The following is a 15,041-nucleotide window of genomic DNA, read 5'->3' as shown; positions in this document are numbered from 1 at the left end:
CCGAATTTCGCAGACGCGCGAAACCGCAAGCGCGGCCCACAGTCAAGCTTGATAGTGAGGCTCGCTTGCGGTTTCGCGCGTCGGAGCGCGTGCGCGCCCGGCTACTGCTTCGCGGGCGGAATGCCAAACGTGCCGCCGGGCGCGACGAAGGCCGGGGCCGCGAAGGGGGCCAGCCGCGATTGAATCTTCGCCAGCATCACCTGCTCCAGCGGAACGTCGCGCCCCTCGGGAATCCAGCCGGGAACCGGCGGCGCCGGGCGCGGCGGCACGCCCGGCGGGCTGGCCAGGCTCGGCAGCGGATCCGATGTCCGATCCACCCCCTGAATTTGATCGAACACCGCTAGCCCGTTGACGGCCGTTGTCGGCTTCGGCAGGTCTTCCAGTTCGTTCATCACTTGCAGATCGACCAAAAACGCACCTTGCACGGGAATCACGCGAACATAGCAGCGGCGGCGGCGCGATTGCAACGTGCTCAGCAGCCGATCGTGAAAACCGACTGAATCGGTCCGCCACGATTCGAGCAATGTCGACGCAGCCAGCGGCATGGTGTCGATTCGGCCTTCCGTGAGAACATCGCCCGCCATCCGAACCCGCTCTTCATGCTGGATTTTAAAATTCTCTTCGATCACCGCGACAATCTGTTCCCAAGCGAAATCGAGATCGACCACGGGCACGGGAAGCGGATTCGCAATCGGCACGACCGGCGCCCCCGACCCGAACGGCGACGAGTAGACCACTCCCGGCGACGGGCATGCCGCGCCCTGCTGCACCGCCGGCGGAGCCGGCTGAATGCTTTCCGCCGGAGCGCTCGGCCCAAGCGCGCAGCCGCAACTCACCAAGGCGACCGACATCGCGATACAAACCGGCGACCGCATGCTCGCAAGCACCTGCCGAGAAAAAGAAATTCGAACTTGCCGAAACGGCGATGGAAATGGGGCGATAGTGTCGCGAAATGAGGCCGGTGATGCAAGAGAGGCGGGGATGAAGAAATGAGGTATTCTAGGCGACGGGACGCGCGAGACGCGCCGCCTGAATTGCCGAATCGACGCAGATTGCCGGCTTTTAATTGTTTCGACGCTTGGCGGAACTCAGGCGGCCGGTGGAGCGTCTAACAATTCTGGATAGCCGCCAACTATTACCGGCGCTAGTCGCTTTCTTGTCGTCCCCTCGTTCGCAACCCACTCTTTTCCCGAGGCTCGCCATGTCTCACTCGCGCGCTTATTATCGAACCGCCGCGATTCCGCTGTCGGTTTTTGGCTTGGTCTTCGGGAGCCTGCTGCTAGCACCGATCGCAGCCCGGGGGCAAGGCATCTTGGTGAATGTGAATCCCACGGAGCAGGTGCGCCTGCCGCGGCCGATCATTATCTGGCCGCATCCGCACCCTTGGCCGGTGCCCGTGCAGGAGCATTGCTACAAAATCAAATCGCTCGAGGTCAACGTTCGCCTAACCGAGCAAGTGGCGAAGGTGCAGGTGAGCCAGGCGTTTGTGAACACCGGCAGCCGTCCGATCGAAGTGTCGCTGGTATTTCCGCTCCCCTACGACGGAGCCATCGACCAACTCACGCTCCTGATCGACGGCAAGGAAGTGGCGGCCAAACTGCTCCCCGCCAAGGAAGCTCGCTCTCGCTACGAAGAAATCGTGCGCAAGAACCGCGATCCGGCACTTCTGGAATGGGTCGGAACGGGAATGTTTCAGACGAGCGTCTTCCCCGTGCCGCCGGGCGGCGAACGCAAGGTTACGCTGCGCTACACGCAACTTTGCCGAAAAACGGACGGCGTCACCGATTTCTTGTTCCCGCTAAGCACCGCGAAATACACCTCGACGCCCGTCGAATCGATCAAATTTCATGTCGCCATTGAAAGCATCAACCCCATAAAGAATGTTTATAGCCCGACACAATCGATCGATATCAAGCGTCCCGACGATGAACATGCGGTCGTCGATTATCGCGCCGAGAATGAAATTCCGAACTCCGATTTCCGCCTGTTTTACGACATCGGCCGCGGCTCGGTCGGAGCGAGTGTGTTGAGCTATCGGCCCGAGGAACACGGCAAGGGCGAGAAGGACGGCTATTTTCTGCTCCTCGCCAGCCCGGAAATCAAAGCGGCCGACGCCGAGCGGCAGAAGAAGACGGTCGTGTTCGTCGTCGATCGCTCGGGAAGCATGAGCGGTCCGAAAATCGAGCAGGCCAAGGGAGCGGTGAAATTCGTGCTCGATAACCTGCACAAAGGCGACCTATTCAACATCATCGCCTTCGACAGCGAAGTGGAAAGCTGGCGCCCCGAATTGCAACGGTTCAACGACGAGACACGCAAGAAGGCCCTCGGCTTCGTCGACGGCATCTACGCCGGAGGAAGCACGAATATCGACGGGGCGTTGAAAACCGCGCTGACGCAGTTAAAAGATCCCAGCCGGCCAAATATCGTCCTCTTCATGACCGACGGCTTGCCGACCGACGGCGAGCAGGATGAAGCCAAGATCGTGGCCAACTCGAAGGAATACAACAAGGTGCATGCCCGGATTTTCACCTTCGGCGTCGGTTTCGATCTGAATAGCCGGCTCTTGGATCGGCTATCGAGCGAGAATTTCGGCCAGAGCGAATTCGTCCGACCGAATGAAAACATCGAAACGACTGTTAGCGCACTATATCGCCGCATCAGCGCGCCGGTGCTCAGCGATTTGAAAATCGTCTGGGATCTCGACGCCGACAAATCGGAATACGGCAAGCCGGTCAACCGTGTCTATCCGCGCGCGGCCCACGATCTATTTGCCGGCGAGCAATTGGTGATCGTCGGGCGGTATAAGCACGGCGGGGCGGCAAAAGTGAAAATCTCAGGTACCGTCGACGGCAAACCCGAGAGCTTCAGTTTCGCGGCCAACCTTGTCGATCGCAGCGGCGATGAAGGCCTGGCGTTTATCGAAAAACTGTGGGCCGTGCGCCGGGTCGGCGAAATCCTCGACGAATTGGACCTGAAAGGGAAGAACGAAGAACTGGTGAAAGAATTGGTGATGCTGTCGACTAAGCATGGCATCATCACGCCCTACACGTCGTTTCTGGCCGACGAAACGGCAAGCCATTCCACCTTCAGCGAAAACGTGGGAGCCGCCGACCGCCGCCTCGACGCGCTCAAGGAAACGGATGGCGAAATCGGCGTCGAGCAACGCGCCGCGAAATCGTCGTTGCAAAACGCACAGACCGCGGCAGCGGCCGACGCCGCCCAATCCTACAGCGGGCCCGTTACTGCAAACGCGGGCACCCTGACGTTGAGCGGTTCGGGAACGTACAACGGCGGCGGTGGCCGAGGTGCAGCATTCGCGCCCGCGTCGCGCTTCGCATTCGGGGGCGGAAAATCCTCCGCTGCGCCGGCGATGCCGGTCGCCGGCGGCGAGGCGAAAGAAGCGGTCGAAAAAGACGCCCAGAATATCGCCGAAAACGTGCGCCACGTCGGCGCAAAAGTGTTCTATCGCCGCGGCAAGGAATGGGTCGATTCGGCGCTCAGCGAAGAGCAGCAAAAGCACCCGATCAAAATCGAGCGCTACAGCCACGACTATTTCGACTTGGTCGACCGCTTCGGCCACGACGTGGCGAAATACATGACGTTCGACGACCCCGTGATCGTCGAGATCGACGGCAAAGCGTATTCCTTCTAGAGCCCCCAGCGCAAGCGAGGGCTCGCGGTTGTCCGGTTGCCCGCACCGCAAGCGAGGGTTTTTCGGCAAACAAAGAACTCACGCGGAGGACGGAGGAGAAGAAAAAGAAATGATTTCATTTATTTGAATTCCCTTCTTCGTATCCGCGTCCCCCGCGTCTCCGCGTGAGAATGCCTTCGTAATGTGGTTGATCGCCGGCGATGATTGATTAAAGTGAGTGCATTCCCGCCCTCCTCGATCCCGCCTGGAACCTCGATTATGCTTCGCCGGCCCGCCGCGCTGCTGTCTCTGCCGCTGATCTTTTGTCTTTGCTCGTTGCTCCACGGGGCCGAGATATTCGTCGCTCCAAGCGGCAATGATGCGAATCCCGGCACGCGCCAGCAGCCGCTCGTCTCGTTTGCCGCAGCGCAGCGTGCCGCCCGAGCGGCCGCCAAGGAAGCCCGCGCAGCGGTGCACGTCTGGTTTCTCTCCGGCACATATTCGTTGCCCGAGACGATCGTTTTCAAGCCGGAAGATTCGGGAACTGCGGATCGGCCGGTCGTCTATGCCGCGGCGCCGGGACAAGATGCCGTGATCAGCGGCGGCGATGAGTTGCATCTGACGTGGAAGCCTTATCGCGATCATATCCTGCAAGCCGCGGTTGCCGCCGATTTCGACACCGATCAGCTCTTCGTCGACGGCAAGCCGCAGCCGATGGCCCGGTATCCAAACTACAACGCAGCGGCCGAGTATTGGAACGGGTTTGCAGCCGATGCACTTAGCCCCGCGCGAGTTGCCCGTTGGAGCGACCCCGCCGGCGGCTTCATCCACGCCTCGCATGGCGCGATGTGGGGCAGCCTGCACTATCGCATCACCGGCAAAGATAAAAGCGGCAAGTTGCTCTACGAAGGGGGCTGGCAAAACAATCGTCCCACGGGGATGCACGGCGAATATCGCTTCGTCGAAAATATCTTCGAAGAACTCGATGCCCCCGGCGAATGGTTTCTGGACCACAAGACCCACACGCTCTATTTCTATCCGCCCGCGGGCATCGATCCGGCAAAGGCGCGGATCGAAAGCGTGCGGCTGCGGCACTTGATCGAACTGCGCGGCGCGCCGCAACGGCCGGTGCGATTCGTCACCTTCCGCGGATTGACGTTCGAGCATGCGCGGCGAACCTTCATGGAAACCCGCGAGCCGCTGTTGCGCAGCGATTGGCGAATCTACCGCGGCGGAGCGGTGTTGTTCACCGGCTGCGAAGATTGCGCGCTCGAGCATTGCACGCTCGCCAATTTGGGCGGCAATGCCGTTTTCCTGAGCGACTACAACCGCCGCGTTGCCGTGCGCTCCTGCCATATCCACGAGGTCGGCGCCAGCGGCGTGGCCTTTGTCGGCGATCCGGCGGCGGTGCGCGAAGCGGTGTTCGACTATGGCCGTGGCCATGACTATCAGGCAATGGATAAAACGCCCGGGCCGAAGACCGACAACTACCCCGCCGAATGCACGGTCGAAGATTGCTTGATCCACCGCATCGGCCGGATCGAAAAACAAGCGGCGGGCGTCGAGATATCGATGTCTTCCAAGATCGCCGTCCGGCATTGCTCGATCTACGAAACACCACGGGCCGGAATCAATATCGGCGACGGCTGCTGGGGCGGCGATGTGGTCGAGGGTTGCGACGTGTTCGACACGGTGCGCGAGACGGGCGACCACGGTTCGTTCAACTCCTGGGGCCGCGATCGAAATTGGGACGCCGCCCATCCGCCCGAAACAAGGACCATCGACGGCAAACCGACATTCGTTTTCATGGATGCCGTCGCGCCGGTGGTGCTGCGCAATAACCGCTGGCGCTGCGATCACGGCTGGGACATTGATCTCGACGATGGCTCGTCGAATTTCGAAATCTACGACAATCTGTGCCTGCACGGCGGCCTCAAAAACCGCGAAGGCTACGGGCGGATTGTGTCGAACAACATCATGGTCGGCAATTCGTTTCATCCGCATGTCTGGTACGCCCACAGCGGCGACGTGTTTACGCACAACATCGTGATGACCGAATATCGCCCGATCGGCATGCCGGCGGTGTGGGGCAAGAAAGTCGACGAGAATCTGTTTCCGAATGCGGCGGCCCTGAAGCAGGCGCAAAAGTTCGGTGGCGACGCCCATTCGATCGCCGGCGATCCGCTGTTTGTCGATGCGGCCGCCGGCGATTTCCAGGTCAAACCCGATTCGCCCGCGCTGAAAATCGGCTTCAAGAATTTTCCGATGAACGACTTCGGAGTCGAGAGCCCCGAGCTGCGGCGACTGGCGCGGCAGCCGCAGATCGGCAACGGCCGGGAGGCAACCGTCGCGCCAGAGTCTTCACGGCTTTGGCTCGGAGCGCAGATCAAGAGCGTGCAATCGCCCGAGGAAGTGTCGGCCACGGGTCTGCCGCGAGCCGAGGGAGTGCTGCTGCTGGAAGTGGCCGATCCGAGTGCAGCCGCCAACGCCGGCTTGCGGCGAATGGATGTCGTGCTCGCGCTCGGCGGCAAAACAGTCGCCGATGCGACCGGCCTCGAACACCTCTGGAAGTCCGCCTCCCACGACCAGCCGCTCGTCGTCGAAGTGTATCGAAATCAGAGCGTAGTCAAGCTGACGCTTCCGCCAACGAAACGAGTAAGCCAGTAAGGCCCGTCGGACTGCGGGAATGGTCGGCAGCCAAAGAAGTCGCGCGCGGCCGCGGAGACGAATTGTGATCTCGCTCGATTCACTTGCTTGCTCGTCTCCGTGCCCTCGCGACTCCGCGTGAACCTGCCTTCGTCAGCGCAGCGGCCGGCCTGTGAGCGGCTTGCCGTTGGTGGTAAGAATCTGCAATTCATGCACGCCGGGCTTATCGGCCGGAGAATACGTCCAAACGATGTTCTTCTGCGGTGTCACTTCGAAGAGATGCAGGTGGTCTTTGCCGATCGCATAGCTGGTGATCACCGTGTCGCCGTTCGGAAGCCGCTGCCCGCCGCATGCGTCGTGAATTAACGGGCCATGCAGATCGGCATTGGTCAATTCCCAAACCGTCTTGCCCGCCGAGTCGACTTCAATCACGCGGTCGCCATGCGTGCAGTCGATCAGCGTGTTGCCGTTGTCGAGCCGAATCGCCGTGAAGGGCATGCTCGGGCTGGGCACCGACACTTCCCAAACGACCTTTCCCTTCGGCGTATATTCGCGGACCACGCGATCGAGCAACTGCGGCACAAGATAGTTGCCATTGGCCAGCTTGCGAGCCATGCGCGTTTGCAAATGGTGGTCTTTGGTTTGGGCCGAGAGCGGCACCTCGACCACGATCTTGCCCGCCCGATCGACCTCCAATAGCCGCGGATGATCGCCGGCTTCGGTCAGTAGAACACGATCGCCTTCGAGCGGCTCGACGGTGTTCACTTCCGACTGCGTTCCTTTGAATTCGAAGACGGTTTTGCCCTGATGCGTGACTTCGACCACCGCCCCGTGCGGATAATCGCCGCATTTGGTGACTGCCAAAAGCGCATTGCCACTGGGAAGGATCCAGCCGTCGCGCGTGTTGCGCGGGTAGCGCCAGGTGACCTTCCCGGCGTCGTCGAGCACGTAAGTTTCCTGACCCGTTGCCAGAAATGAGTGCGTAATTCTGGTTTCCGGCTGGTCGGCTACGGCAGCCTGGACCGGCGCCGAAGGCACCAAGGCCGCCATCGCGGCTGGCAAGGTTGAAAATAACCCGAGCAATAGCATGAAGCGGCCATTCGCGATCAAGGGACGGACCTCCGATGGGTGTCGTTAAATTTCATTGGTCACAACGCCGACGGCGTTTCGAACCAGTCTGATTGCCAGGCGGCCAACACGCAAGGCACACGGCCGCTGGGTCCGACCTGAATGGCCAACCTCCGAGCGAAAAGCGTGCATGAGGGTGGCAGGCGTTTCAAGTGGCCGACGGCATACGGAGTATGCCTGCTACGTAGTAGGCACACTCCGTGTGCCGGCGGCGACGCCGACTCGCTCTCGCTCGCAATCAGACGCCGCTAAATCGCTGCTCCTTCACCCCTTCGCGTCGCTCATGCTTGCTGGCGGTCGAAAGGCTTGAACAACGCTCAAACAGGATGATGGCAGGCGTTTCAAGTGGCCGACGGCATACGGAGTATGCCTGCTACGTAGTAGGCACACTCCGTGTGCCGGCGGCGATGCCGATTCGCCCTCGCGCGCGATCAGACGCCGCCAAAACATCCCTCCTTCAACTCGCTCTGCCGCGTGGTGCCTCTCCCCTTTTTCAACAGCCTGCCTGATTCGCCGGACAGCTTGGCGAGAACCATTGCAACGGATCGCGTTCCGCACGGCTTGCCCAAATCTTCAGATCTGGAAATTGCACCCCGAGCAACTCCGCTAGCTGCTCGACGGCGAATCGTTCGCTGGCGAAATGGCCCACCAACAGGAGCGATATTTTCTCGGCCCTGGCCTCGAGTGAGGTGTGGAAACGGGTTTCGCCGGTGACGAAACAATCGCACTTGCAAGCGATTGCCCGCCCCAGCAATTCGCCCGCGCTACCACAGGCGACGGCCACTCGACGGATCGCCTGCCGCGGATCGCCGACGAGATGCATTCCATCGATCTTCAAGAATCGTGCGGCTCGCGATGCGAGTTCGCCGAGTGGCGTGGGCGGATCGAGTTGGCCAAAGCGGCCGCTGCCGATCGTCGGGTCGGATGCATCCGGCCCAAGCGGGGCGATATCCAGCAGTTCCAGCCCTTCGGCGAGTCGCTGATTGATCCCGCGGCCGGCCGAGTCGAAAGCCGTGTGAGGGCTGTAAACGGCCACGCGCGCCGCGATCAATTCGAGCAATAGGCGGCCTTCGACCGTTTCGCTCGTCAATCGCCGCAAAGGACGAAACGGCAACGGATGGTGCGTCACGATAAGTTCGGCCCGATCCCGCACCGCTTCGGCGACGCTTTCGGCAGTGAGAGTGAGACAAGTCATGACGCGGTAAACTTGCGCGTCTCTGCTCCCCACCAGCAGTCCGACGTTGTCCCATTCCTCGGCCAAGCGCGGCGGAGCGAAGTGTTCGAGAAATTCGGCGATCGTGGCGACAGTCGTCATGCGGAGACCACACGGTCGTGGGCGTGCGGCACAGTTTGCTGCCGCCGCGGTTCAAGAGAAACCACGGATTACAAGGATAAAAAAGAAGGTTGATCGACGCGCCGGACTTACCCGCTCTTTTTTTCTCTTTTCATCCGTGTAAATCCGTGTGATCCGTGGTTTTATTGTTGCGCGTTGAAGCGGTGGTTGATGATTCGTTCGCCGCCGATTTCGTCGGCCCGCAGCAGCATCGGCTTGCCGATCAGTTGCGATCCGTTGGCGACCCGCATCATCTTCGTGTCGGTGCCGCGGCCGAGTTCGACGACTTGCGTGACCAGGGGTTGCCGTTCAGGAATATACACATAACATTTGAAGCTGACCACCTTGTCGGTCTCGTTGGTGAGGCGTTGTTCGATTTCGAGTTCGCCGTGTTCGTTGAGCCGCGTGTTCACTTGCACCGTGACGTCGTCCTGCCCGATTTCGATTTGGCGGTTGACGCTGAATTGATACCGCCTGTCGGCGTTGAAATCGAAATCGACGCGCACATCCTGCTTTCCCGACGCGGCATCGAGGGGGAGCGTCCACTCCAGGGGCTGGCGCAGAGTTTCGCCGGCGGCCAATTTGAAGGTGAATTCGCGCGGGATGGTGCGCCAGCCGTCCGGCACATTCAGTAGAATTTTGCCGTTTACGCCTTGTCCAAAATCGTTTTTTACAAGCAGCATGTTCTCCTGCCGAACGCCGAACCGGGCCGGGAGTTGGGTCTCGGCGAACCGCACCGACATCCGCCAGCGAATCAACGAGCCCTGCAAGCCAGTGACGAAGGTGGGCACTCGCCCGACCTCGATCACCTGCTCGCCATCGACGGTCTGGAGCGCGGTGGAGTGGCCCCAGAGATCGATTTGCCGGCCATCCTCGCCCAGGCGCATTCGTTCTTGGGTCGGCCGATCGTTCCACACGACCATCATCGTTTCCTTGCCGCGGCTGAAGATATGGTTGACGCTTCCGTTCGGCAGATCGCATGATCCCAGATATTCGGTTCCCGAGAGTGTCAGAGCGGTCGTGCGCCAGGGGAGCAGCAGATCGCCGACCGTGCCGTCGTCGTTCATCAATCCTTGCCGGCTGTTGAACACCTGCGGGACGAATGCCGCATCGGCGCCGCGGATTTTTGCGGCCAACATCCGCCGAGTCAGATCGCTGGCCCGGGTTTCGATCGAATATTCGTCGGCCGGCAGCGGTTCGAGCACCACCCAGCGCTGGGTTTTGCAGCCGGCGGTGGCATCGAGATACGTTTTCAGTTCCTGGGCGGTGAGCGGCGGATCGGCCGAGAGCGAGACGAAATCCCAAGCCTGCGGCGTGGGGGGTAGTTCGTTCAGCCACGACCAGCCGATTCCTAAAAAAACCTTCTGTCCGAATCGAGCGGTGAGCTTGCGGAGTTGCGCGATCTTTTCCCCGGCGCTGGGATAGCCGACAAAGCTCGTGTCTTTATCCAAGCCCAACTGCCACCAGCGCACTTTCAGCGAGAGCGAGGTGAGAATCGGTTCCAGCGAAGGATACCAGCGGTCGGGGTCGGTGGCGAAGATTTGTGCCGCCCAGGGATGCGTGATATCGCCTAGATTGTGCTGCACCTCCGGCGGCGGTTGGTGCAGCAGCCCCACCATCTCGATGTGCTGGAAGTGCAACCGCTCGGCAAGCCAGGCGAGCCGCTCGCTGCGCGCGGTGTCCTGCGAGCCGTTCCACACCGGAAATTTCACCCAATTGATGCCGGCATGGTTCACCAGATCGATCAACTGATTGAGTGTGAGTGGGTTTTCGCCGTCAGGAAGCGTCCAACCGAATTCGCCACGATCCGGATTCGGTTGATCCCGGATCACGGCCAACGACAACTCGCGCTGATGCACGACGCCCGCCCGCCCCGGCATCGACACACGCACGCGATAATAGCCGACGTCGGAGATTGGCGGGCTCCAGGTGGCCGTGCCCAGCAATTCGGTGGTAGTCGATGAACCGCCCGCCTCGGAATCCTGGTCCGACGCCGTACCCTTGGCGACTTCCAAATCCTGGTCTTCTCGAGCGATCACTTTGCCATTCACATCCGAAAGTTCGAAGGTCACACGCGAATTCTCGGTTGAAAAGCCCGCGGCGGTGCACGTGATTGTCGGCAGGTCGGGCTCGACAAACAGGTTGTCGCGCCGATCCGAAGCGATCGTCATTCTCGGCAGCCGGCCGGCCCACACGCTCGCAAACCACGCCGTGCCGTGCACGTCGGCCCGTTTGGTCGGTTCGACATGCAGGCCGATCACGGCATGATCGACCGCCTCGCCGAGCGGAGCGATCGGGCCGATGCACACTTTCGTCCAATCGTTGTTCAACCGCAGCCGGGGGGAGGTGAACGTGTCGAGCGGCTTTTTCTTGGCGTTGTAAAACGTGATCGTCACGAATGCCTCGTCGCGCACCAGCCCATCGGTCTTGACGTAGGCTTCGACGATATAGCTGAAAATCGTATTTACTTTGAACGGCGGCCCAAACATGGCCGCCGCCCCGCCATCGAGATCGATCCGCAAGGGCCGCCCTTGGCCGGGAACCGGCTCGTCGGTGATGCGAATCGGCAAGTAATGCGGATAGGAGGGCGACAACTCGCGAGTCCATAGATCGGGCCAGCGGTCGAAATTGGTGTCCCATTGCGGACCGAAATCGCAATGAAACACCTCGACGGCGTCGGAATGATTTTCGCCCGAGACAACGGCGGCTGTGCCGGCCGGGCTGGTTTTCGTGGCTCCGCCGCCCCGCGCCGCGATCGCGCTCGGAGAACCTGCCGCCGCGGGGTCCTTGTCTGCGATGCCGGCGGCGCTACTGCCCGTGGGCGCGGCAGCAACGCTCGCTACAATGAGCAGACGGAGCAAACTCGCCCACTTAGGAGCTTTTCCAGAGCCGACGGCGGCGCGCATGCAAACACCGGCGCTTGACGCAGCATGCGCAATTCGACGCCTGGAATAACCCGTCGCGTTTGGCAACTCTCGTCCTCTCGTTACCACCACGTGTCTGATAATGACCCCGCGGACCGCGGCCCCTGCTCTCCATCGCCACCACACCATCTCTACATCGTCTCCGCGGCCTGCCGTCAAACACTACCACACTGCCGTCCGTCACGACCCAAAGGCCACAACCGTGCCAGCCCTGAAAATCGGCATCGCGATCGCAAGCTTGCGTCAACCCTTTGCGAAAGCGCTATTTACCGCCGCTAGCTTAGGGGCAACGGCCGTCGAAATCGACGCCCGAACCGATCTAAAGCCGGCTGAATTATCGCAAACCGGCCTTCGACAATTGCGAAAAATGCTCGACGATCGAGGGCTGCGGGTTTCGGCGATTGCGTATCCCACTCGCCGCGGCTATCAGATCGCCGAGCAGCTCGAAGCCCGGGTGGCCGGCACCAAAGAGGCCATGAAGCTGGCGTATGCGCTGGGCACGTCGGTCGTGGTCAATCAAGTGGGCCGCGTTCCGGCCGAATCGAGCGGCGAGGAGTGGAATTTGCTCGTCGAAGCGCTCACCGATTTGGGGCGTTTTGGCCAACACACGGGCGCCCAACTTGCCGCGCAAACCGGCACCGAAAGCGGCGCTGATCTGGCCCGGCTGATCGCCGCATTGCCGGCCGCATCGATCGGCGTCGATCTCGATCCCGGCAGCTTGCTCGCAAACGATTTTTCGCCGATCGAGGCGGTCGAAGCTCTCGGGCCACATGTCGTTCATGTGCATGCCACCGACGGTGTTCGGGATTTGGCGCGCGGTCGAGGCCTGGAAGTTCCGCTGGGCCGCGGCTCGGCGGACTACCCCGCCATTTTGAGCCGGCTCGAGGAATCGGGTTATCGCGGCTGGTTTACGATTTTTCGCCGCGCGGCCGCCGACCCCGTCGCCGAGATCGGCGCTGCGGTACAATACTTGCAAAGCCTGTAAACTTCCTCGGATCCATTTTTCTCGAAGGAGCTTGCCATGCGACGCACCATTGCTTTCCCGATTGCAAACTGGGTTTGCTGCTCCACCTTGTTGACGCTTGGCATCGCAATGGCGACCGTAGCCGTCTCCGCGGCGTCGGCTGATGATCCGGCCGAAAAGACTCCGACGAAAGCCGAATTGGAGAAGCGGTTTGCCGATTCGATGAGCGGCGTGACCATGATCGGCCACTATATCACCGGTTCGCTCGACAAGAGCAAAGACCTTTCCGAAGACCGCTACGAGATCTCGAAGGTGACGAAGGAAAAGGACGACACCTGGATCTTCAACGCCCGCATCGAAGTCGAGGGCCAAGACCTGACGCTGCCGATCCCGCTCAAGGTGCTGTGGGCCGGCGACACTCCGGTGATCACGGTCGAGGAGATCTCGATCCCCGCGTTGGGAACGTTTTCCGCCCGCGTCTTGATCCACAACCACAACTACGCCGGCACTTGGAGCCACGGCGATGAAGGGGGCCAGATGTTCGGCCGGATCGAGAAAACGGAAACGAAAGCCGACGCCAAGCCGCAGAAATAGCCGTTCAAATCGCGGCCGCCACCTCCTTAACATTCCAAACTCGCTCGTCCATACGGTCAGGATGAGCGGGTGGTAGCGATTTTGCCCGCGCGCCGCGTGGCGTCTCACTAAGTCGGGGGGTGTAGTTCGCTCGGCCTCAACGATGGTTTCTGCCAAACCTGTCCTAGCGTTGTATGTAGCTTGGATACCGGCGATTCGCATCCCGCAATCGAACGGACGATTCTTCGGGATCTTCCCATTCGGTTTGCCGCGCAATCGCCTCGCAGAACGATCGAGGGGGCAGCCTCAGATGTTGAACGATTTGGAAACGTTGTCGGATTCGAACGTGCTGTATGTGGCGCCGCGGTTGCCGCAGACCCGGCACGCACTCGAATCGTTGTTCGAGCAAAACGAACTTGCCGCCGCCGAACCGTATCGAGGTGTTCTGGCGATCCATTTTCACCCGGCCAGGTTCGAAAAACTTTCGGATCCGCTGGCCGCCGTGCTCTCGCGCGAAGAGCTGCAAGACACGAAATGCTGCGTCGGCCGCCTCGGGGCCGAGCCCTCGCAAGCCGAGTTGATGCAGACCGAATCGTTGCAAAGCTTCTTTGCCTGGGTGCGCGGCCAATGGCTTACCGGCATGGTTCGCGACCGCCGGCTGACGACCTTCTTCCAGCCGATCGTCGAGTGCCGGGATCCGTCGAAAGTGTTCGCGCATGAATGCTTGCTGCGCGGCCGGCGGACCGATGGCCAATTCGTTTCTCCCGACCGCCTCTATTCGACCGCTCGCGACGTGGACCAGCTTGATCTGCTAGACCAGGCCGCGAAGATCACGCACATCGAGTCGGCCGCCCGGTTTTCACTCTCCACGCAAATCTTCATCAATTTCAATCTTGGCGCCACGCACAACTTCGACGCTTGCCTTGCGAAAACACTGGCAGCGATCCACGCGTCGGGAATACCCGCCGAGCGGTTCGTCTTCGAAGTCACCGAAAGCGATAAGATCGAAGACTCCGACCGGCTCAAGCAAGTGCTCGCCAGCTATCGGCAGATGGGCTTTCGGGTGGCCCTCGATGATCTGGGCTCCGGCTATGCCTCGCTGAATTCGCTGACGCAAATCAAGCCCGACTTCATCAAGCTCGACATGCAATTGATCCGCGCCGTACACCGCGATCCGTATAAATCGTGTGTCGCCGCGAAGCTGCTCGAGATGGCCCGCGATCTGAAGGTGGCGACGGTGGTCGAAGGCGTGGAAGAACGAGCCGAATGGCAATGGGCCGCCGACCACGGCGCCGATTTCGCCCAGGGCTACCTATTCGCCCGCCCCGCCGCCATGCCTCCGCAACCGCAGTTCTTCCCGGGGACGTAAGCACACTCGTGGGCAAGCTAGGTGCTTTCGAATTTGATCCAAAGCTGAAAAGCACGGGCAATGCGTTTACCCGTTGCACGGTCTTTGGTCGTGAACGGCATGGCCGAATAGGTCTTCGGCACGTCTCTGCTTAGCCACGAATTCATTTGGGGGCACCCCAGACGGAGACTAACTGCCAATCACCAACGATTGCTGGCACGGAAGCGCCGCACCGATTGAGTCGTTCTGGTTCGTGATTCGGACCCCATCGCGTGATACAAAAGCGTCGCAGGGAGAATGTACTTGTGCCCAATGTACCTCCTGCTTGGAATCAGCGTGCCGATTGGATGCACTGTGTCCTTCCGGCAAGCGTGAAAAATCGGTCACGGGGCGGCGGGGCCGTACGTCCGCGGTGTAATTGTGGCGCGGACTTGGACCACGCGGAGACAGCGAGGTCGCCAACGGCGTCAATCGCAGGTTATTGCGGCCGCTAT

General features: G+C 60.8%; 9 protein-coding genes. 5 read left to right on the top strand and 4 right to left on the bottom strand.

All coding sequences use genetic code 11. The features are described from left to right. Positions 1-101 precede the first annotated feature (101 nt). Positions 102-851 (bottom strand): hypothetical protein, encoded by a 750-nt coding sequence (locus tag VHX65_06430; GenBank protein ID HEX3998167.1) that lies wholly within the window; start codon positions 849-851, stop codon positions 102-104. 350 nt (positions 852-1,201) lie between these two features. On the opposite strand from VHX65_06430, the gene VHX65_06425 reads away from it, so the two are divergent. Both VHX65_06425 and VHX65_06420 read left to right on the top strand, forming a co-directional pair. After that, positions 1,202-3,652: a VIT domain-containing protein gene (locus VHX65_06425; GenBank protein HEX3998166.1), complete on the top strand. Its 2,451-nt coding sequence runs from the start codon at positions 1,202-1,204 to the stop codon at positions 3,650-3,652. A 258-nt stretch (positions 3,653-3,910) separates the two neighbouring features. Beyond that, positions 3,911-6,298, top strand: coding sequence for a PDZ domain-containing protein (locus VHX65_06420; protein ID HEX3998165.1), 2,388 nt, complete (start codon positions 3,911-3,913; stop codon positions 6,296-6,298). A 132-nt stretch (positions 6,299-6,430) separates the two neighbouring features. On the opposite strand, the gene VHX65_06415 is transcribed toward VHX65_06420, so the two are convergent. The 3 genes from VHX65_06415 to VHX65_06405 form a co-directional block, all read right to left on the bottom strand. After that, positions 6,431-7,387, bottom strand: a complete 957-nt coding sequence (locus VHX65_06415; GenBank protein HEX3998164.1) for a hypothetical protein — start codon at positions 7,385-7,387, stop codon at positions 6,431-6,433. A gap of 511 nt (positions 7,388-7,898) precedes the next feature. Beyond that, a complete protein-coding gene (locus tag VHX65_06410) occupies positions 7,899-8,720 on the bottom strand; it encodes a Nif3-like dinuclear metal center hexameric protein (protein HEX3998163.1) in 822 nt (273 codons plus the stop codon). 161 nt (positions 8,721-8,881) lie between these two features. Next, on the bottom strand, positions 8,882-11,599 hold the full coding sequence (locus VHX65_06405) for a hypothetical protein (GenBank protein ID HEX3998162.1): 2,718 nt from the start codon (positions 11,597-11,599) through the stop codon (positions 8,882-8,884). Positions 11,600-11,864: 265 nt separating this feature from the next. Here VHX65_06405 and VHX65_06400 point away from each other — a divergent pair, with 265 nt between their 5' ends. The 3 genes from VHX65_06400 (at position 11,865) to VHX65_06390 (ending at position 14,568) form a co-directional block, all read left to right on the top strand. Then, positions 11,865-12,647 (top strand): sugar phosphate isomerase/epimerase family protein, encoded by a 783-nt coding sequence (locus tag VHX65_06400; protein ID HEX3998161.1) that lies wholly within the window; start codon positions 11,865-11,867, stop codon positions 12,645-12,647. A 36-nt stretch (positions 12,648-12,683) separates the two neighbouring features. Next, complete coding sequence (locus VHX65_06395; GenBank protein HEX3998160.1) at positions 12,684-13,220, top strand: hypothetical protein; 537 nt, start codon at positions 12,684-12,686, stop codon at positions 13,218-13,220. A gap of 289 nt (positions 13,221-13,509) precedes the next feature. Then, the gene (locus VHX65_06390; protein HEX3998159.1) at positions 13,510-14,568 is read left to right on the top strand and encodes an EAL domain-containing protein; all 1,059 of its coding nucleotides are present in this window, start codon (positions 13,510-13,512) and stop codon (positions 14,566-14,568) included. Positions 14,569-15,041: the final 473 nt, after the last annotated feature.

It is taken from the genome of Pirellulales bacterium (assembly GCA_036267355.1).
GTDB lineage: Bacteria > Planctomycetota > Planctomycetia > Pirellulales > DATAWG01 > DATAWG01.
The sequence above is the reverse complement of the archived record's forward strand: the minus strand, read 5'-3'. Positions and strand labels throughout refer to the sequence as shown.